This is a genomic window from Rhizobium sp. 2MFCol3.1, from assembly GCF_000377565.1.
Lineage (GTDB): Bacteria > Pseudomonadota > Alphaproteobacteria > Rhizobiales > Rhizobiaceae > Rhizobium.
Window position 1 is genome coordinate 147544 of sequence record NZ_KB898360.1, and the last position, 19833, is coordinate 167376.

Here is a 19833-nt window from a genome sequence, read left to right on the forward strand (position 1 = left end):
CGCCCGCCTCTCTCTTTTGTCAGCTCGGAAAATCCGCACTCAGCGTCACATCCGCCCAGGCATCGAAATTCGACCGCAGCGCATCCAGCCGCTCGCGCGCGATCTTCAGCGCCGGCGCGCCCAGCAGCAGCCGCAACGGCGGCTCCTTCGCCTCGTAGGCGGCAATGACGGCGGCTGCGGCGCGCGCCGGATCACCCGGCTGGTTGCCCGAGACAGCACGGGTCGCGGCCCGGCGCTTGCCCGCCGTCTCCGCGTAATCGTCGATCACGGTCGCCGATTCGATCATCGAGCTGCCAGCCCAATTGGTGCGAAACGCACCCGGCTCCAGAATGGTGACTTTGATCCCGAGCGGCGCCACCTCGTGAGAGAGCGATTCCGACAAGCCCTCAACCGCGAATTTCGTGGCGTGATAATAGCCGGTCGCCGCGAACGCCACGAGGCCGCCGAGCGACGAGGTGTTGAACACATGCCCGCGACGCCGCGCGCGCATGCCTGGAAGCACCCGCTTGGTCACCGCGATCAGGCCGAAGACATTGGTCTCGAACTGGTCGCGGATCTCCTGGTCGTCGCCCTCCTCGATCGCCGCGAGATAGCCGTAGCCGGCATTGTTGGCCAGCACATCGATGCCGCCGAAATGCTTCTCCGCCGCAGCGACTGCTTCGTCGACCGATGCCTTGGAGCGCACATCGAGCGTAAGCGGCAGCACATGATCGCCGTAGCGGGCGGCCAGATCGTCGAGCGCGCCGGGCTTGCGCGCGGTGACAGCCGCCCGCCAGCCGCGCGCCAGAACGGCTTCGGCCAAAGCGAGGCCGAGGCCCGAGGAAGCACCGGTGATGAACCAGATGGGGGAAGTCTCAGTCATGTCGTCTCCTTCCGGGCTTCTGAGCCCATTGTCGCGTCGGCGGCTTAGCGCCGGCGCAGGATCATGCCGCCATGATGCAGCGTGTCGCGGTCGACGAAGTCGCCATCGGCGGTGAAGCCGGTGTCGTCCCAGTAATCGATATGAGCGCCACGAACCTCGTAGCGCCCCTGATAGGCGCTCTCGCGATTGCCGCGCGCCTCGTCGTATCGGCCGTTCGCCAGAAGCTCGTGCCGAACCCGGCCGTCATCGGTGATCCACATGCCGACATAGGGATGGTCGCTCATCATCTCTCTCCTCTTCCGGCCTTGCAGGGCCGATGCGATTGCAGGCGACGGCTCTTCCGTCTTGCCATGCATGAGAGATAGGCACAGTATTGGCATCGAACGAGTTGCCAATCCGAGATAGCTTGGTTAGTTATTCTAACCAATGAGCGACCAGTTCGAAGGCATCTCCGTTTTCCTTGCCGTCGCGGAAGCGCGCAACTTCCGCGTCGCCGCCGAGCGGCTGGGCGTGACCCGCTCCGCCGTCAGCCAGGCGCTGCAGCGGCTGGAAGACCGGCTTGGTGTTACGCTCGTCCAGCGCACCACGCGCAGCGTGCGGCTGACAGAGGCGGGCGAGTTGTTCCAATCCCTGGTGAAAGAGCCCGCCGACCGGGTGACCGAGGCGATCGAAGCCGTCCGCGAGGTCCGCGCGCGGCCATCGGGCCTGCTGCGCATCGCCGTGTCGTCCATCGCCGAGCGCGTCATCTCCGGCCCGCTGCTGGCAGGCTTCATGGCGAAATATCCGGAGCTGCGCCTGGATATCACCATCACCGACGGCGAGTTCGATATCGTCGAGGCCGGCTTCGATGCGGGGATCAGGCTGGGCGAGGTGATCGAGCAGGACATGGTGGCCGTATCGGTCTCGTCAGCCCAGCGACAATGCGCCGTCGCATCACCCGATTACATCGCCCGACGCGGCGCGCCGCAGCACCCCCGCGATCTCGTCGATCACGTCTGCATCGGCTGGCGCCCCAGACCCGACACCGCCCCCTACCGCTGGGAATTCACCGAAAACGGCCGCGATTTCGATGTCGCGGTCGATCCCGACATGACCACCAACGACATGGGCATGATGCTGCGCATGGCCTCCTCAGGCGCCGGTATCACCTTCGGCATGGTCGAGACCTTCGCGCCCTATATCGCGCGCGGCGAGCTCGTGCCGCTTCTCGAAAGCTACTGCCCGCCCTTCGACGGCTTCTACATCTACTACCCCCGCCGCCATCGCCAGCCGCAGAAGCTGCGGGTGCTGGTCGATCACCTCTCAAGCAGAGGCTGACTGCGGGCATACCTAGCCGGCGGCACGCCCGCATATCGCGAGAAGGCGACGCTGAACGCGCTGGCCGAACCGTAACCGACGCGCTCCGCCACTTCATCCATCGCGAGTTCGCGGCCACGCAACAGCTGCTTGGCGAGGGCCATGCGCCAGGCCAGCAGATACTCCATCGGCGGCAGGCCGACGACACGGCTGAAACGCGCGAAGAAGGCCGATCGGGAGAGTGACGCTTCGGTTGCGAGATCCGCCACGGTCCACGCATGGGCCGGCCGTTCATGCAGCGCGTGCAGTGCCGCCGCCAGCCGTTCGTCCGCCAGACCACGGCTGAGCCCAGGCGCGCCTGTCGGCTGCGTGCCGGATCGGAGCGCCTCGATCAGCAACACCTCCAGCAACCGTTCAAGCACCAGCTCCCGCCCCGGCCGCCGCTCGCGCGTTTCATCGCCGACCAATTGCATGAGGGTCGCCAGACGCGGTTCGCCGCGCACGACAACCACATCGGGCAGCAGCGAAACCAGAAGCGCCGCATCCGGTGAACCGAAGCTGCAATGCCCGATGCGCATGCGCAGATCAGCCGGCCCATCGGGACGACCCGCGCGGAAGTGACCATCACTCATCTGCATCGGAACGACGGCGGGCAAGCCGCGCGGCGCGTCGATGCTCTCATTGACGAGATCACGCATGGCCGGCACTAGGACGAAGTCGCCGGCCTCAAGAATGAACGGCGGCTCCTCCCCGAATGCCACACGGCAACGCCCCTCGATGACAGCGCAGTAGAAGGGCTCGCCCGTGGCCTCGCGTTCAATCCGCCAGAGGCCGGCGCATTCGACCAGCTTCGAGAAGCGTGCGGCGGGCTGCAGCAGCGTGACGATTTCGGCAAGAGGATCAACGGCCACGATCAGGACTATCGCTAAAGAAATGGAGACTGCAGCCTATATCAAGTCTCGCACGCGGTCACTACCCTGCAATCATTCCTTTTCAATTGGAGACGCAGATGCCCACGATATTGATCACCGGTTGCTCGTCCGGCTTTGGCCTGGAGACCGCGAAACTCTTTCTCGACCGCGGCTGGGACGTGATCGCAACGATGCGCAAGCCCGACCCCGACCTGCTGCCGGCCTCCGAACGCCTGCGCGTTCTGCCGCTCGACGTCACGGACCCCACAAGCATAGCCGAGGCCGTGGCCGCCGCCGGTCATATCGACGTGCTGGTCAACAACGCCGGCTTCGGAGCCCCTTCGCCCATCGAACTCACGGCGCCGGAGACCGTGCGGTCCCTGTTCGAGACAAACACGATCGGCACCTTGGCGATGGTCCAGGCCGTCGTGCCGCAGATGCGCCAACGCCGCGCAGGCGTGGTCATCAACGTCACCTCGACAGTGACGGTGAAGACGCTGCCGGTCATCGGCGTCTACCGCGCCAGCAAGGCTGCGGTGAACGCGCTGACGGAATCCTTGGCAGTCGAGATGGAGCCCTTCGGCGTGCGGGTGCATATCGTTCTGCCGGGCCGCTCGCCAACCACCCGCTTCGGCGAAAACGCGCGTCCCCATTTCCGTGGTCTTGATGATGCCGACTATGCGCCGATGCTCCAACAGTTCATCAAGGACGTGCAGGACGATACCGGCCCGGTGACCCATGCCGCCGACGTGGCCGAGGCCGTGTGGCGGGCCGCCACCGATCCATCCGCGCCACTGCGTATTCCGGGTGGCGCCGACGCGGAACTCTGGATGGCCGAGGCGGGCCTCTAAGCCCTTCCCACGACGGATGAACAACCTTTCAGCCCGGGGCCGCGCCAGGCAGTCCCGAGCCCACCAATCGAAGCGACTAACTCCGCTGCAGCGCCAGATGCGCCCCGAGGCCGATCAGGATCCCTCCACCCGCACGCTGCACCAGCCGCTGTGCCGAGCCCGAGCGCTTCAGCCTCGAAACCACGGCGCCCGCCAGCATCACGCAGACGATATCGGCCGACGAGAAGATGAAATTGACGATCGTCCCCAAAAGCACGAATTGCAGCCAGACCGGGAAGCTGGCGGCCGGATCGATGAATTGCGGCAGGAAGGCCAGGAAGAAGAGCGCCGTCTTCGGGTTCAGCACCTCGATCGAGATGCTCTCGACAAAGGCGCGCCGCCCGGACTTCGGATCGATGGCAGCGAGCGTCGTCTCTCCTTGAGACTTGCTGCGAAACAGCGAGATGCCGAGCCAGACCAGATAGGCCGCGCCGGCGAGCTTCACCGCCATATAGAGCACGGGCACGGCGTGAAAGATGATCGACAGCCCCGCGGCGGCAGCTATCACATGTACGTAGCAACCGATATGGATACCGAGCGTCGCCATGAACCCGGCCCGCCTGCCCCGCGCCAAAGTCTGCGCCGCCGCATAAAGCATCGCCGGCCCCGGAATATAGGCGAACAACGCCGTGGTGACGAAGAAGGTGATCAGAAGCTCGGTTGATGGCATGTCGTCCTCTTTTGGCATCGCCATGACGCCCGCGCATGGCGGCCAGCATAGAGCGCCGCGCCGAACTTTGCCATCTGACGTGCGCCGATATCGGTCCCACAAAAAAGCTCAGGGCCGCGTCACGCAGCCCCGAGCCGAGATCGATCCGAACGTCCCGTCCGCTTAGCGCGGCAGAACCGTCGAGCCCATCAGCGCCTCGTCGATCGCGCGCGCCGCCTGGCGTCCCTCGCGGATCGCCCAGACGACCAGCGACTGGCCGCGGCGCACGTCGCCCGCCGTCCAGAACTTGTCAACCGAGGTCTTGTAGTCCCGGTCGTTGGCGACGACGTTGGTCGAGCCGCGGCGGTCGGTGTTGAGCGTCAGCTTGCCGTCGAGTTCCTTGAGCACGCTCGTGGTGAACGGGCCGCTGAAGCCGATGGCGATGAAGGCGAGGTCTGCCTTGATGATGAACTCCGTGCCGGCGATCGGCTTGCGGCGTTCATCGACTTCGCAGCACTTCACGCCGGTCAGGACGCCGTCTTCTCCGACGAATTCGAGCGTCGCCACCTGGAATTCGCGGACGGCACCTTCAGCCTGGCTGGAGGAGGTCCGCATCTTGGTGGCCCAGAACGGCCAGACGGCGAGCTTGTCTTCCTTCTCCGGCGGCTGCGGGCGGATATCAAGCTGGGTGACCTTCACGGCCCCCTGGCGGAACGCCGTGCCGACGCAGTCCGATGCGGTATCACCGCCGCCGACGACGACGACATGCTTGGCGCCTGCGAGGATCGGGTCCGATGCCCAGCCGACGCTGTCGATGTTTTCGCGGCCGACGCGCTTGTTCTGCTGCACGAGGTAAGGCATCGCATCGTGAACGCCGGCAAGGTCGAAGCCCGGAATGCCGGCTTCGCGCGGCGTTTCCGAACCGCCGCAGTAGAGCACCGCGTCGTGATCGGCGAGCAGCTGCTCGACCTTCAGATCGACGCCGACATTGACGCCGCAATGGAAGGTCACGCCCTCGCCCGAGATCTGCTCGACGCGACGGTCGATGAAGTTCTTCTCCATCTTGAAGTCGGGAATGCCGTAGCGCAGCAGGCCGCCGGGCTTGGATTCACGCTCATAGACATGCACCTCGTGGCCGGCGCGGCCGAGCTGCTGGGCCGCCGCCATGCCGGCGGGGCCCGAACCGATGATCGCCACCTTCTTGCCGGTACGGACAGCGGCCGGCTGCGGCCGGATGAAGCCGAGCTCATAGGCCTTGTCGGCGATCGCCTGCTCGACGGTCTTGATGGCGACCGGCGCGTCCTCGAGGTTCAGCGTGCAGGCTTCTTCGCAGGGCGCGGGGCAGACGCGGCCGGTGAATTCAGGGAAGTTATTGGTGGAATGCAGATTCTGGATCGCTGCTTCCCAGTTGTTGTTGTAGACCAGATCGTTCCAGTCGGGGATTTGGTTGTGCACGGGACAACCGGTCGGGCCATGGCAATAAGGAATGCCACAGTCCATGCAGCGCGCGGCCTGTTTCTGCACTTCCGGGTCCGACATCGGGATCGTGAATTCGCGGAAATGCCGGATGCGGTCCGACGCCGGCTGATACTTCGCCACCTGCCGGTCGATTTCCAGAAACCCTGTTACCTTACCCATGCTGCTGTCTTCCCTTACACTCATGACCGCCTCTTTCGTTCAGCGCAGCCAGTTTTCAACCTTTAATCCCGGCACGCGGGAGAATATCTCGTCGTTCGTCACCATGACCGCATCTAGCGCGAGCGCGTGCGACGCAATCCAAAGATCGTTGGCATCGATCCCGTCACCCTGAAGCCGCATCTCATTTCTGAGGCGGCCATAAACCTCTTCTGTAGGCGCCTCCAAAGGCCAGACCGGTATCGATCCCAATATCGCATCAAGCGCTTCTCGACCTCTGACCGATGCATTCTTCGCCAGTCCGTAGAGAATTTCTCCCCTTACCACGATGCTGGTACCCACCTCATCAGCCGCGCTGAACCGCAAACGTCGTGCCGCCTGACCTCGAGGGTTTCGGACAACATCCGAAATTACGTTCGTGTCCAAGAGAAACCGCGTCATAGGTCGATATCGTCAAGTGGCAGAAGCCCCTCTTCCCCGGGATCTCCCGGGATCTCTTCGTCAAGTGGCTCCTGCTCTGCCAGCCAGTCCAGCACCTCGATCAAGGTCATCTTCGTCTGTTTCGGACGCATATGGATGACCCCATCATTGTCCTGAGACATCATCACCTTGTCGCCCTCGATGGTAAAGTCGGCCGGAATGCGAACCGCCCGACTTCGGCCATTGCGAAAGATACTGACTTCCTTTTCATCCCTTGCTTCCATGGCCGCCTCCAAAGTGTGATATGACGCATCATATCACACCCCATTATCAACGCCAATTCACTCCGCGGCGATCCCCATCCGGCTGCGCTCCATTTCCTCGAGCGCGCGGCGGTATTCGACCGGCATGACCTTGCGGAACTTCGGACGATACTCCGCCCAGTTGTCCAGGATCTGCTTGGCACGGGTGGATTCCGTGTAGTGCAGGTGGTTGGAGATCAACTGGTAGAGGCGTTCCTCGTCGTGGCGGGTCATGTCGCCGGAAACGTCGACGCGGCCCTTGTGCGCGAGATCGCCGCCATGGTGATGCAGCTTCTCCATCAGGTCGTCTTCCTCGGGAACCGGCTCGAGTTCGACCATCGCCATGTTGCAGCGCTTGGCGAAATCGCCGCTCTCGTCCAGAACATAGGCGACGCCACCAGACATGCCGGCCGCGAAGTTGCGGCCCGTCTCGCCGAGCACGACCACCACGCCACCCGTCATGTATTCGCAGCCGTGGTCGCCCACGCCTTCGACGATGGCGATGGCGCCGGAGTTGCGCACCGCGAAGCGCTCGCCCGCGACACCGCGGAAATAGCACTCGCCCTCGGTCGCGCCGTAAAGCACGGTGTTGCCGACGATGATCGAGTTCTCTGCCTCGATCTTCGAGTTCTCCGGCGGACGCACGATGATCTTGCCGCCCGAAAGACCCTTGCCGACATAGTCGTTGCCGTCGCCGATCAGCTTGAAGGTCACGCCGCGCGCCAGGAACGCACCGAACGACTGTCCGGCCGTGCCGCGCAGCGTCACGTTGATCGTGTCTTCCTTCAGGCCGCGGTGGTTGTAGCGCTTGGCGACTTCGCCAGACAGCATCGCGCCCGCCGAACGGTCGACGTTCTTGATGTCGACTTCGAAGCTGACAGGCGTCTTCGACGCGAGCGCAGGCTCGGCTTCCGCGATCATCTTGCGGTCGAGAATGTCGTCGATCGGGTGCTTCTGGCGTGATGTCCAGTAGGTGGCTTCCTTCGGCGCCTCGACCTTGTGGAAGATGCGGCTGAAGTCGAGACCCTTGGACTTCCAGTGCGCCAGCATCTCGTCCTTCTCGAGCAGCTCCGAAGCGCCGATGATGTCATCGAACTTGGTGAAGCCGAGCGAGGCCAGGATCTCGCGCACTTCGTTGGCGACGAAGAAGAAGTAGTTGATGACGTGCTCCGGCGTACCCTTGAAGCGCTTGCGCAGGACAGGATCCTGCGTGGCAACGCCGACGGGGCAGGTGTTCAGGTGGCACTTGCGCATCATGATGCAGCCGGCGGCGATGACAGGAGCCGTCGCGAAGCCGAACTCGTCGGCACCGAGAAGCGCACCGATGATGACGTCGCGGCCGGTCTTCAGGCCACCATCGACCTGCAGCGCGATGCGCGAACGAAGGCCGTTCAGCACCAGCGTCTGCTGCGTTTCGGCAAGGCCGATTTCCCATGGGGAACCGGCATGCTTGAGCGAGGTCAACGGCGATGCGCCGGTGCCGCCGTCGAAGCCGGAGACCGTGATGTGGTCGGCGCGCGCCTTGGCGACACCGGCGGCAACCGTGCCGACGCCGACTTCCGAGACGAGCTTGACCGAGACATCGGACGTCGGGTTGACGTTCTTCAGGTCGTAGATCAGCTGTGCCAGATCTTCGATCGAGTAGATGTCGTGGTGCGGCGGCGGCGAGATCAGGCCGACACCCGGCGTCGAGTGGCGGGTCTTGGCGACCGTCGCATCGACCTTATGGCCGGGCAGCTGGCCGCCTTCGCCGGGCTTGGCGCCCTGCGCGACCTTGATCTGCAGCATGTCGGCGTTGACCAGATATTCCGTCGTCACACCGAAGCGTCCCGATGCGATCTGCTTGATCGCCGAGCGTTCCGGGTTCGCCGAACCATCCGGCAGCGGGAAGTAGCGGTCGCTCTCTTCGCCGCCCTCGCCGGTGTTGGACTTACCACCGATCTTGTTCATCGCGATCGCCAGCGTCGTATGCGCCTCCCGGCTGATAGAGCCGAAGGACATGGCGCCGGTCGAGAAGCGCTTGACGATCTCGACTGCAGGCTCGACTTCATCAAGCGAGACGGGCTTCCGCCCGATCTGCTCGGCGGTCTTGATCTTGAACAGGCCGCGAATGGTGTTCATGCGCAGCGCCGATGTGTTCACCATCTCGGCGAACTCGCGGTAGCGGTCCTCGGAGTTGCCGCGAACGGCGTGCTGCAGCGTGGCAACAGCATCCGGCGTCCAGGCATGGCTTTCGCCGCGCATGCGGTAGGCATATTCGCCGCCGATATCGAGCGTGGTCGCGAGCAGCGGATCCTTGCCGAAGGCGGAGTTGTGGCGGGCAACGGTCTCTTCCGAGATCGCCTTGAGATCGACGCCTTCGATCATCGTCGCGGTGCCGAAGAAATACTTGTCGACCAGCTCCTGCTGCAGGCCGATCGCATCGAAGATCTGGCCGCCGCAATAGGACTGATAGGTCGAGATGCCCATCTTCGACATGACCTTGAGAATGCCCTTACCGACCGCCTTGATGTAGCGGTAGACGACTTCGGACGCGTCCACTTCCTTCGGGAACTCGCCCTTGGCATGCATGTCGAGCAGCGTGTCGAAGGCCAGGTACGGGTTGATCGCTTCCGCGCCGTAACCGGCGAGAAGACAGAAGTGGTGCACTTCGCGCGGCTCGCCGGTTTCGACGACGAGGCCGACGGAGGTTCTGAGACCCTTGCGGATCAGGTGATGGTGCACGGCGGCCGTTGCGAGCAGCGCCGGGATCGCGATGCGATCCGGCCCGATCTGGCGGTCGGAGAGCACGATGATGTTGTAGCCGCCCTTGACGGCCGCTTCCGCACGCTCGCAGAGACGGTCGAGCATTTCGGGCATGCCTTCGGCGCCACGCTCCACATCATAGGTGAAGTCGAGCGTTTTGGTGTCGAAACGGTCTTCCGTGTGGCCGATCGAGCGGATCTTTTCGAGATCGCCATTGGTAAGGATCGGCTGACGTACTTCCAGGCGCTTGGCGTTGGCCGCACCCTCGTGGTCGAGAATGTTCGGGCGCGGGCCGATGAAGGACACCAGGCTCATGACCAGCTCTTCGCGGATCGGATCGATCGGCGGGTTGGTGACCTGCGCGAAGTTCTGCTTGAAGTAGGTGTAGAGCAGCTTCGACTTTTCCGACATGGCCGAGATCGGCGTATCGGTGCCCATCGAGCCCACGGCTTCCTGGCCCGTCGTCGCCATCGGTGACATCAGGATCTTGGTGTCTTCGGTGGTGTAGCCGAAGGCCTGCTGGCGGTTGAGCAGCGAGACGTCACGGCGCAGCGCGCGCGGCTCCACCGGCTTCAGGTCTTCGAGGATCAACTGCGTACGATCGAGCCAGCTGCGATAGGGATGCTTGGTCGCAAGCTCGGTCTTCAGCTCCTCGTCGGAGACGATCTTGCCCTTCTCCATGTCGATCAAGAGCATCTTGCCCGGCTGCAGGCGCCACTTCTTGACGATATCCTCTTCAGCCACCGGCAACGTGCCGGCTTCCGAGGCGAGGATGACGCGATCGTCTGACGTGACGAGATAGCGGGCCGGACGCAGGCCGTTACGGTCGAGCGTCGCGCCGATCTGCTTGCCGTCTGTGAAGGCAACAGCGGCCGGGCCGTCCCACGGCTCCATCAGGGCTGCGTGATATTCGTAGAACGCCTTGCGCTCCTTCGACATCGACTGGTTGCCGGCCCAGGCTTCCGGGATCAGCATCATCACGGCATGCGCCATGGAGTAGCCGCCGCGCACGAGGAACTCGAGCGCGTTGTCGAAACAGGCCGTGTCCGACTGACCTTCATAGGAGATCGGCCAGAGCTTGGAGATGTCCTCGCCGAAGAGCGGCGAAGACACCGACGCCTGACGCGCCGCCATCCAGTTGACGTTGGAGCGCAGCGTGTTGATTTCGCCGTTGTGGGCGACCATGCGGTAAGGGTGCGCCAGCTTCCAGGACGGGAAGGTGTTGGTCGAGAAGCGCTGGTGCACGAGCGCGACCGCGGACTCAAAACGCGGGTCCGACAGGTCCGTGTAGTAGGCGCCGACCTGGTAGGCCAGGAACATGCCCTTGTAGACGATCGTCGAGGACGACAGCGACACCGGATAGAAGTGGCTCTCCTCGCCATCGAACTCGTCATAGATACGGTTGGAGATCACCTTGCGCAGCGTGAACAGGCGGCGTTCGAATTCATCGGTGGTCGCGGCGCTATCGCCCGCACCGATGAAGATCTGACAGTGATGCGGTTCGGTCGCGGCGATATCCGGCGCCTTCGACAGCGACGAGTTGTCGACAGGCACGTCGCGGAAGCCGATGAGAACCTGGCCCTCTTCGGAGATGACGTCCTGCATCACCTTCTTGAAATGCGCGATCTGCTTTTCGTCGCGCGGCATGAAGATATGGCCGACACCATATTCGCCGGCCTTCGGCAGGGTGATGCCCTGCTTGGCCATTTCCTCGCGGAAGAAGCGATCGGGAATCTGCACGAGAATGCCCGCACCGTCACCCATCAGCGGGTCGGCGCCGACAGCACCACGGTGCGTCAGGTTCTCGAGAATGAAGAGACCGTCCTTGACGATCTGGTGCGACTTCTGGCCCTTCATATGCGCGACGAAGCCGACGCCGCAGGCGTCATGCTCGTTGCGTGGGTCATAGAGGCCCTGTTTGCCCGGGAGACCGTTGGCGAACTTACGCGTATCGGCCACCGCGCGCATGTCTGCTGCTGCGAACTGGTCGATGTCAGTGGATGGCGTATTCTTCGTCATCATCTTGCCTCCTGTCAGAGCCCGCGATCGTGCGGGCGGCTCTTCGTCGCACACCGTCCCTGATATTAGGTTCGGCGCATGACAGCGCTGTTGCATTATCGAAGATCCGGTCGCCGGCGGCAGGCTTTCTCTGGGAAGGCAGAGCCTTTCCCGACAAATCAACCGTTGCGCTCCGCGCCTGCCATAGGTCCGTGCGGGAACTTCGTCCGCGGTCCAAGAACTATAGCGTGAAACCCCACGAGTGTAAGGTCCCCCAGCGCCTCTTCGGCCTTGACGGCCAAAATAGGACAGCAACCCTGTCCTAATCCATCGGTTCTATGCCAGAAACGCAGCAGCTCCGCAAGAGCCATAAATTAAAAAAACGTCAATTGGCGCATCAAGATTACCAAATCAATCGCATTGGCGACATAAAATTACGCGATCTCGTATTATATTGTTTCTTGATTGCGGAATTCAATTTTTGTGATGGGTTGCGCCCCAATCGCTTGATCCGGTGAAGCTTTGGATTAAGCTCCGATCCGAACCCGCCCCCACCTCCATTTTTTCCCAGGCATTTTCCATGATTTTCGCTTCCGACAACTGGGCTGGCGCCCACCGTTCCATTGCCGAGCGCCTGCTGCAGGAATCCGCCGGCTTCGCCGCCGCTTACGGCACCAGCGATCTCGACCGCCGCGTCGAGGCCCGCTTCGCCGAGATCTTCGAGCGTGAGGTCTCCGTCTTCTTCGTGGCGACGGGCACGGCCGCCAACTCGCTGTCGCTTGCGAGCGTCCAGCGCCCCGGCGGCATCACCTTCTGTCACGCCGAAGCCCACGTGATCGCCGATGAATGCGGCGCGCCCGATTTCTTCAGCCAGGCACGGCTTGCCCCTGTCGATGGCGAGTTGGGCAAGATCGATCCGGCGAAGCTCTCCAAGGCGATCGCCGGCTTCCCTGAAAACGCCGTTCATCATGGCCGCGCCACGGCCGTCACCATCACCCAGGCAACCGAGATCGGCACCGTCTACTCGCTCGACGAGATTGATGCCATCTCGGCGATCTGCAAGGAGCGCAAGCTGCCCCTCCACATGGATGGCGCCCGCTTCGCCAATGCGCTGGTGGCGCTTGATGCAAGCCCGGCCGAAATGACCTGGAAGCGCGGCGTCGACATCCTCTCCTTCGGCGGCACCAAGAACGGCTGCTGGTGCGCCGAGGCGATCGTCGTCTTCGATCCTGAAAAGGCGAAAGAGATGCCCTTCATCCGCAAGCGCGCCGCCCAGCTCTTCTCCAAGTCGCGCTTCATCGCCGCCCAGTTCGACGCCTATCTGGACAACGGTCTCTGGCTTGATCTCGCCGGCCACGCCAACGGCATGGCCGACCGCCTGCGCGCCGGCATCGGCGCCAGCAACTCGGCCCGCCTTGCCTGGTCGACAGCGTCGAACGAAGTCTTCGCCATTATAAAGAAGAGCGCCGGAAAGACCGCCGAAGACAAGGGCGCGAAATTCTACGAATGGCCGATCCCGTCAGCCACGCCCGATCTCGTCGGCGCAGACGAGATCCTGATCCGCCTCGTCACCAGCTTCGCGACAGAGGAAAAGGACGTCGACAGCTTCCTGAGCTGCCTCGCATCCTGACCCCATAAACGCCGATCGGCCCGGCGATCGAGATCACCGGGCCGATCCTCATGGCGCCGCACCCAGCCATGCGGCGCGCACTCCTCACCTACATGTTGCGCATTTCGCCCGCGCTCATCGGCATCATGTTCACGTTCATGTTGTACATGACCCAGATCGTGCCGACGATCGTGATGACCACGATGATGGCCGTGAAGATGAAGGCGATCAGCGTCCAGCCGTTTTCCGCGCGGCTGTCGACATGCAGGAAGCAGACGACGTGGACGATGATCTGCGCGATGGCCAGCGCGAAGATGATCACGGTGGTCGCCGCGGCATTTTCCAGCGCCCCGGACATGACCAGCCAGAACGGAATGACCGTCAGGATGATCGACAGGATCGAGCCGGTCCAGATGCTGCCCTTGCTGCCGTGAGCGGGTTCGGTGTGATGATGTGTGCTCAACGAAGTGCTCCAAACAGGTAGACGACGGTGAAGACGCCGATCCAGATGATGTCGAGGAAGTGCCAGAACATCGACAGGCACATCAGGCGACGCTTGTTGTCCTCATTCAGTCCGCGCTGGGCGATCTGTACCAGCAGCGTGACCAGCCAGATCAGGCCGAACAGGACGTGCAGGCCGTGCGTCCCGACCAGCGTGAAGAAGGCCGACAGGAAGGCGCTGCGCTGCGGCGTGGCACCTTCTGATATCAGCGACGAGAACTCGTAGAGTTCCACGCAGAGGAACGCCGCGCCGAGCAGGCCGGTGACGGCAAGCAGCCGCCACATCTGCGCGGTGCGACCTGCAGCCATCGCCTGCATGCCGATCGAAAGCACGATCGACGATGCGAGCAGGAAGCCGGTGTTCAGCGCTACCAGCGGCAGCTCGAACAGGTGCTGCGGTGGAGGCCCACCCGCATAATTGCGGCTGAGCGTTCCATAGACGGCGAACAGCGAGGCGAAGATCAGCGCATCGCTCATCAGGTAGATCCAGAAGCCGAGCATCGTGGCGCCGCCACTGTGGTAATGCTCCTCGGCTTCGGGCTGGTGGTAGACGCGCGGGGCGTCCTTGTTGACGAGTTGAATGGTCATGTCAGGCCCTCGCTGCCGGCTGCTGCGCACGCTTGCCTTCGGTAAGCGCGATCGCATCGGCCGGAATGTAGTGATCGCGGCTGTAGTTGAAGGTGTGGACGATCGAGACGACGAGGATGCCGGCGAAGCTGATGGCCGCCAGCCACCACATGTACCAGATCATGCCGAAGCCCAGTGCCGTGGCGAGTGCCGCAACGACGACGCCGGTGGCTGTATTGCGCGGCATGTGGACGGGGCGGAAGCCTTCGGTCGGATGCTTGTAGCCATGCTCCTTCATGTCGTGCCAGGCGTCGAGTTCATAAACGACGGGCGTGATCGCGAAGTTGTAGGCAGGCGGAGGCGATGTGGTCGACCATTCCAGCGTACGGCCGCCCCAGGGGTCGCCGGTTACATCACGCAGCTTGTTGCGCTTCACGATGCCCATGACGATGGCCATGACGAAACCAAGCACACCGATGAGGATGATCACGGCGCCGATCAGCGCGATGACGAAGTAAGGCTGCAGCGTCGGATCGTCGAAGTGGTTGACGCGGCGGGTGGTGCCCATCAGGCCGACGATGTAGATCGGTGTCCAGGCAACCCAGTAGCCGATGACCCAGCCCCAGAAGGCAACCTTGCCCCAGAACTCGTCCATCTTGAAGCCGAAGGCCTTCGGGAACCAGTAGGTCATGCCGGCGAAGAGACCGAAGACGACGCCGCCGATGATGGTGTTGTGGAAGTGCGCCACCAGGAACAGCGAGTTGTGCAGCACGAAGTCGGCAGCCGGTACGGCGAGCAGAACGCCTGTCATACCACCGACCACGAAGGTCAGCATGAAGGCGACGACCCACATCATCGGCAGTTCGAAGCGGATTTCGCCGCGGAACATCGTGAACAGCCAGTTGAACACCTTGGCCCCGGTCGGAATGGCGATCACCATCGTGGCGATCCCGAAGAAGGCGTTGACGCTCGCACCCGATCCCATGGTGAAATAGTGGTGCAGCCAGACGAGGTACGAGAGAATGGTGATGACGACCGTGGCGTAGACCATCGAACCGTAGCCGAACAGGCGCTTGCCGGTGAAGGTCGAGGTGATTTCCGAATAGATGCCGAAGGCCGGCAGGATCAGGACGTAGACCTCGGGGTGACCCCACATCCACACCATGTTCCAGTACAGCATCGCGTTGCCGCCGAGATCATTGATGAAGAAGGCGGTGTCGAGATAGCGGTCGAGCAGCAGCAGGAAGAAGGCTGCCGTCAGCGCCGGGAAGATGGCGATGGCAAGAACGTTGCTGCAAAGCGCGGTCCAGGTGAAGACGGGCATCTTCATCAGCGTCATGCCGGGCGCGCGCATCTTGATGACGGTTGCCACCATGTTGACGGCCGAGAGCGTGGTGCCGATCCCGGCGATTTCGAGCGACCATAGATAATAGTCGACCCCGGTATCCGGACTGAAGGCCTTCTCAGCCAGCGGCGCGTAGGACAGCCAGCCGGTGCGTGCGAATTCGCCGACGAACAGCGAGATCATGACAAGCACCGAACCCGCGACCGTCAGCCAGAAGCTGAGGTTGTTGAGATAGGGGAAGGCGACGTCGCGCGCGCCGATCTGCAGCGGCATGACGAAGTTGACGATGCCGACGACCAGCGGGATCGCCACGAAGAAGATCATGATCGTCCCGTGGGCGGTGAAGATCTGGTCATAGTGGCTCGAGTGCAAGAAGCCCTCGTTACCACCGAAAGCAACGGCCTGTTGCAGGCGCATCATCACGGCATCCGAGAAGCCACGCAGCAGCATGATGATCGCCAGCACGATATACATGATGCCGATCTTCTTGTGATCGACGGAGGTGAACCATTCTTTCCAGAGATAGCCCCAGAGCCGGAAATAGGTGAGTGCTGCGACGACGATCAGACCGAGCGCGGCGACCGCGATGAAAGTGCCGACAAGGATCGGCTCGTGGATCGGCAGCGATTCGAGCGTAAGCCGCCCGAAGACTGTCGTGGTGAAGCTATGGTCTTGCATTGGAGCCCTGCTGTTCAGGCGCGGCGAGCGCGCCACTGTTGGTGCCAGTGTTGGTGCCGGTGTTGGTGTGGTCATGAGCGGCCGGAACGGCGGCGGTGACGTCGCCGGATGTCGAGGTGTGGCTCATGGATGGCATGCCCTGGCTCATCTGCCCGTCGCTTGACTGCATGGCTGAGTGATCCATGGGCTGCGGCGCGAAGATGCCGCCATTGTCGCGATCAAGCGCACGATCCTTCTTCATGATGTCGGCGATGCATTCGGTGCCGGCGACCACGCAACGGTTGAGAACGCGGTCAAAGAGACCGGAGGCGACGGTGGAAAAGTGCATGACGGGCACCTTCTCGCTCGGCTTGTCCAGTTCGACATAACGATCGGTCGACAGCGTCTCGCCCGCGGCCTTTATCCCCGCGGCCCATTGATCGAACCCTGCCTGATCGACACCGTGCAGCTTGAACCGCATGTCGGAATAGCCGGCGCCGGTGTAGTTGCCCGAATAGCCCCAGCTGTCGCCCGGCGCGTTGAGCACGGCGTGCAGCATCGATTTCATACCCGGCATCGCATAGATCATGCCCGCCAGCGTGGGCGCCGAGAAGGTGTTGAACTGGTTGGTCGAAGTAATGGAGAAACGTACGGGGACATCGACCGGGAGGGCCAACTCGTTGACGGTCGCGATGCCTTGTTCGGGATAGATGAAGAGCCATTTCCAATCCATGGCGACGACCTGGATATCGAGAGGCTTGTGGTCCTTGGCCAGCGGCTTGTCGGCGGAAATGCGATCGAGGGGGCGGAAGGGATCGAGGCTGTGGGTGGTGATCCAGGTGACCACGCCGAGACACGCGATGATCATGAGCGGGATCGACCAGACAACCAGTTCGATCGGCGTCGAATGAGTGAAATTCGGATCGTACCTGCCGGGCGCTCGGCCCTTGCGGTATCGGAACGCGAAGACCACGATCAGGGTCAGCACCGGAATGACGACGAGAAGCATCATGCCGAGTGCGACGAGGATGAGGTTACGCTCCTGAAGAGCGATATCCCCCGTTGGGTTCATCACCACCATATTGCAACCACTGAGAGGAAGCAGCGCAAGAGGTGCGACAAACCGGCGAAAATTTCGTGATATGAATGTTTTCTGGCGCATGCCCGGAAGCTATGTCGCCCCCCGCGCGGCAGCTTTGACATAGATCAAACTTTGATCCGTATGACCGTGGATTTCGCTGCGACATTTTTGTGTGCGAACCGAAAATCGCGGAGTTCGGCCTCAGACGTCAATAAGCCAGCGCGCGGCCGCTTGGCGCCATGAGCGGCCGTTGACACTCCTCCCAATTTCAATTCAGGTGAAGTCAAAGGGGAGAAACCATGCCCGGCGAACTAACTATGAGGGTTGTGCGCGAAGATTACGCCCGGCGTGTCAGCGTGTATTCTCGTTCTGACGGGAAGTACGAATATGTCGAAGAGGTGCTGTCTGAATGGGATGACAGCCCGCCCTCTTGGGTCGCAGAACGTACGTCAGGCATCCTCGCCAGCGCCAAGAATGCCATGGCAGAAGCCAGACAGATGATAGAATGGATGCGGCTTCCATCGGCAACAAATAGTCGACCCACGGACGTTGACCTACCACTTCGGAGGTGGCGGCCAGTCGGTGTTGCCGAGCGTGCCCTTATTATACACTTGCTAGGGCAGGAGTTTCCGGGAAGAGCCGAAATCCTCGAACAACTCAATTCTCTGGAAGTTATGCGGATTGGTTTTGGCAGCAGCCTAAAGCTTCGCAGTGACGGACCGTACGCCGAAGTTAAAGACAGTGACGCTCCATCCTCGCGGCCGAATGACCGTATTCCCGTTGAAGGATTTTATGACGACGTCATTGATGAAACTAAGGGAATGTTGGGTATCGCGGCCCTCGTGAGGCTCGCATTGCATGTGACTGGCGGAGAGCTATCAGAACTTGAAATATACAAAGAGAATGGAAAGCCCATTCTCATCGATCCCTATGAGATTGATCTGTCGAGGGTTCACTTCTACTGAAGGGTCCCATCTACTTTGCGATCAGGGCTCCGCTCCAACGTCCGTTTCGGACCCGACTGCGGTCATTCAACGGCTACCTAAGTCTGGAAAATCGCAGCCGGTGAAGGCAACACCGCGAAAGCCATTGCAATGATGCGTGAATGACAATGGTGATCCGCGCCCTAGGGCTGCGGATCACCACGATCGAGATCGTCTTTGATTCTCGTGAACGTCTAATTCTGATGCAGCATCACGGCGGAGGGCGGCGCCCCGTTATCCGTCGTCTTGCTATCGTGGCCGGCCACGACGATGAGCATCACGCAGGCGACCAGCCCGGAGACGAAGAGCGCTCCATATACCATCGTCCGTTCTCCCTGTAGCCCCGAACGTCGACCTTGAGCGGGACCAAACTAAGGGGCCCAAGGTAACCAGAAGCCTAAGCGACAGGGTTGAAGGATACTTAAAATGCCGGGCAATCGATTAACCACTATCGTGCCATCCGACCGACCAGACGATCTCAGCTCGACCTGAGGCTTCTGACCTTGGAAAGAATATCGTCCGACAGCGCCGACACCAGCGCCTGGTCCGCCCCCTTGCGCGGCACCAGCACGAACTCGACATCCTCGAGCACGGGCAGCTTGCCCTTGCCGATCACCTTCAGGCCCGATGGCGCCATGCTGCGCGGCTGCACGAGCACGCCCATGCCGGCGCGCGCAGCCGCCGTCAGCCCGCTGAGGCTCCCGCAGGTGCAGACGATCCGCCAGGAAATCTGGTGCCGCCCCAGCGCCTCCAGCGAAATCGCCCGCGTAACACTCGGCGGCGGAAAGGCGATCAGCGGCAGCGGCGAAGCGCTCATGATATGGTCAGGATCGCGCGCCAGCCATACCAGCGGCTCGCGATAGACCAGCCGCCCGCGCGCGTCACCCAGCCGCCGCTTGGCGAGCACCAGATCGATCTCGCCATTGTCCTGCATTTCATAAAGCACACCCGAGAGCGCCACCGTCAGCTCCAGATCGACGGACGGGTGCGAGCGTACGAAATCCTCGAGCACGCCGGGCAGCTGGCTGGTGACGAAATCCTCCGACACCCCGAGCCGCAGCTTGCCGCGCAGGCTGCGCCCGCCAAACAGCGATTGCACCTGCCCCTCGATCGACAGCATGGCGCGCGCATGCGACAGCAGCGCCTCGCCATCCGTGGTCAGCACCACCTTGTGGGTATCGCGGGCCAGCAGCCGTCGCCCGACAGAGGTCTCCAGCCGCTGGATATGCTGGCTGACGGTCGATTGCCCGAGCCCCAACCGCTCGGCGGCCAGCGTGAAGCTCCCCATCTGCTCGACGGCGACGAAGCTGCGCAATTGCGTAAGATCAAGCATTATTATCCCGCTTTGCGATAACTGTTATTTCTTGCATCGCGTATCATAA

Annotated in this window: 17 protein-coding genes and 1 pseudogene; 4 read left to right on the forward strand and 14 right to left on the reverse strand. The window is 62.3% G+C overall.

All coding sequences use genetic code 11. The features are described from left to right. Positions 1 to 19 precede the first annotated feature (19 nt). Both D460_RS0116865 and D460_RS0116870 read right to left on the reverse strand, forming a co-directional pair. Positions 20 to 862 carry an oxidoreductase gene (locus D460_RS0116865; RefSeq protein ID WP_018899753.1) on the reverse strand — a complete coding sequence of 281 codons (843 nt, stop codon included), beginning with the start codon at positions 860 to 862 and terminating at the stop codon, positions 20 to 22. Positions 863 to 906: 44 nt separating this feature from the next. Next, a pseudogene (locus D460_RS0116870) lies at positions 907 to 1137 on the reverse strand (Atu4866 domain-containing protein); the annotation flags it as partial. Between the two features lie 151 nt (positions 1138 to 1288). On the opposite strand from D460_RS0116870, the gene D460_RS0116875 reads away from it, so the two are divergent. Next, positions 1289 to 2179 carry a LysR family transcriptional regulator gene (locus tag D460_RS0116875; protein WP_018899755.1) on the forward strand — a complete coding sequence of 297 codons (891 nt, stop codon included), beginning with the start codon at positions 1289 to 1291 and terminating at the stop codon, positions 2177 to 2179. Here D460_RS0116875 and D460_RS0116880 read toward each other — a convergent pair. Next, positions 2158 to 3069, reverse strand: coding sequence for an AraC family transcriptional regulator (locus D460_RS0116880; RefSeq protein ID WP_018899756.1), 912 nt, complete (start codon positions 3067 to 3069; stop codon positions 2158 to 2160). The two genes, D460_RS0116875 and D460_RS0116880, sit on opposite strands and share 22 nt — an antisense overlap. Before the next feature lie 98 nt (positions 3070 to 3167). On the opposite strand from D460_RS0116880, the gene D460_RS0116885 reads away from it, so the two are divergent. After that, positions 3168 to 3920, forward strand: a complete 753-nt coding sequence (locus tag D460_RS0116885) for an SDR family oxidoreductase (RefSeq protein WP_018899757.1) — start codon at positions 3168 to 3170, stop codon at positions 3918 to 3920. Between the two features lie 76 nt (positions 3921 to 3996). Here D460_RS0116885 and D460_RS0116890 read toward each other — a convergent pair whose 3' ends face one another. From D460_RS0116890 to gltB, 5 genes are all read right to left on the reverse strand, one after another. Continuing rightward, positions 3997 to 4629 carry a LysE family translocator gene (locus D460_RS0116890; RefSeq protein WP_026283242.1) on the reverse strand — a complete coding sequence of 211 codons (633 nt, stop codon included), beginning with the start codon at positions 4627 to 4629 and terminating at the stop codon, positions 3997 to 3999. Positions 4630 to 4791: 162 nt separating this feature from the next. Further along, positions 4792 to 6246 carry a glutamate synthase subunit beta gene (locus tag D460_RS0116895; protein WP_018899759.1) on the reverse strand — a complete coding sequence of 485 codons (1455 nt, stop codon included), beginning with the start codon at positions 6244 to 6246 and terminating at the stop codon, positions 4792 to 4794. Positions 6247 to 6285: 39 nt separating this feature from the next. Continuing rightward, positions 6286 to 6684 (reverse strand): type II toxin-antitoxin system VapC family toxin, encoded by a 399-nt coding sequence (locus D460_RS0116900; protein ID WP_018899760.1) that lies wholly within the window; start codon positions 6682 to 6684, stop codon positions 6286 to 6288. After that, a complete protein-coding gene (locus D460_RS0116905) occupies positions 6681 to 6947 on the reverse strand; it encodes an AbrB/MazE/SpoVT family DNA-binding domain-containing protein (RefSeq protein ID WP_018899761.1) in 267 nt (88 codons plus the stop codon). Before D460_RS0116905 ends, D460_RS0116900 begins: the two co-directional genes overlap by 4 nt. A gap of 57 nt (positions 6948 to 7004) precedes the next feature. Next, positions 7005 to 11729: a glutamate synthase large subunit gene (gene gltB, locus D460_RS0116910; protein ID WP_026283244.1), complete on the reverse strand. Its 4725-nt coding sequence runs from the start codon at positions 11727 to 11729 to the stop codon at positions 7005 to 7007. 559 nt (positions 11730 to 12288) lie between these two features. On the opposite strand from gltB, the gene D460_RS0116915 reads away from it, so the two are divergent. After that, positions 12289 to 13338 (forward strand): low specificity L-threonine aldolase, encoded by a 1050-nt coding sequence (locus D460_RS0116915; protein ID WP_018899763.1) that lies wholly within the window; start codon positions 12289 to 12291, stop codon positions 13336 to 13338. A gap of 88 nt (positions 13339 to 13426) precedes the next feature. Here D460_RS0116915 and cyoD read toward each other — a convergent pair whose 3' ends face one another. The 4 genes from cyoD to cyoA are packed head-to-tail and all read right to left on the reverse strand — an operon-like array spanning position 13427 to position 17549. Beyond that, positions 13427 to 13780: a cytochrome o ubiquinol oxidase subunit IV gene (gene cyoD, locus D460_RS0116920; protein ID WP_018899764.1), complete on the reverse strand. Its 354-nt coding sequence runs from the start codon at positions 13778 to 13780 to the stop codon at positions 13427 to 13429. Beyond that, on the reverse strand, positions 13777 to 14406 hold the full coding sequence (cyoC, locus tag D460_RS0116925; protein WP_018899765.1) for a cytochrome o ubiquinol oxidase subunit III: 630 nt from the start codon (positions 14404 to 14406) through the stop codon (positions 13777 to 13779). Before cyoC ends, cyoD begins: the two co-directional genes overlap by 4 nt. A 1-nt stretch (position 14407) precedes the next feature. Further along, a complete protein-coding gene (cyoB, locus tag D460_RS0116930; protein WP_018899766.1) occupies positions 14408 to 16408 on the reverse strand; it encodes a cytochrome o ubiquinol oxidase subunit I in 2001 nt (666 codons plus the stop codon). Beyond that, positions 16395 to 17549, reverse strand: a complete 1155-nt coding sequence (gene cyoA, locus D460_RS33215; protein WP_081619921.1) for a ubiquinol oxidase subunit II — start codon at positions 17547 to 17549, stop codon at positions 16395 to 16397. Before cyoA ends, cyoB begins: the two co-directional genes overlap by 14 nt. Before the next feature lie 218 nt (positions 17550 to 17767). Between cyoA and D460_RS36790 the strand changes: the two genes are divergently transcribed. Beyond that, entirely contained in the window at positions 17768 to 18433 is a 666-nt protein-coding gene (locus tag D460_RS36790) for a hypothetical protein (RefSeq protein WP_018899768.1), read from the forward strand. A gap of 212 nt (positions 18434 to 18645) precedes the next feature. Here D460_RS36790 and D460_RS37090 read toward each other — a convergent pair whose 3' ends face one another. Both D460_RS37090 and D460_RS0116950 read right to left on the reverse strand, forming a co-directional pair. Beyond that, positions 18646 to 18774, reverse strand: a complete 129-nt coding sequence (locus D460_RS37090; RefSeq protein WP_018899769.1) for a hypothetical protein — start codon at positions 18772 to 18774, stop codon at positions 18646 to 18648. Positions 18775 to 18929: 155 nt separating this feature from the next. Further along, a complete protein-coding gene (locus D460_RS0116950) occupies positions 18930 to 19784 on the reverse strand; it encodes a LysR substrate-binding domain-containing protein (protein ID WP_018899770.1) in 855 nt (284 codons plus the stop codon). Between the last annotated feature and the right edge of the window lie 49 nt (positions 19785 to 19833).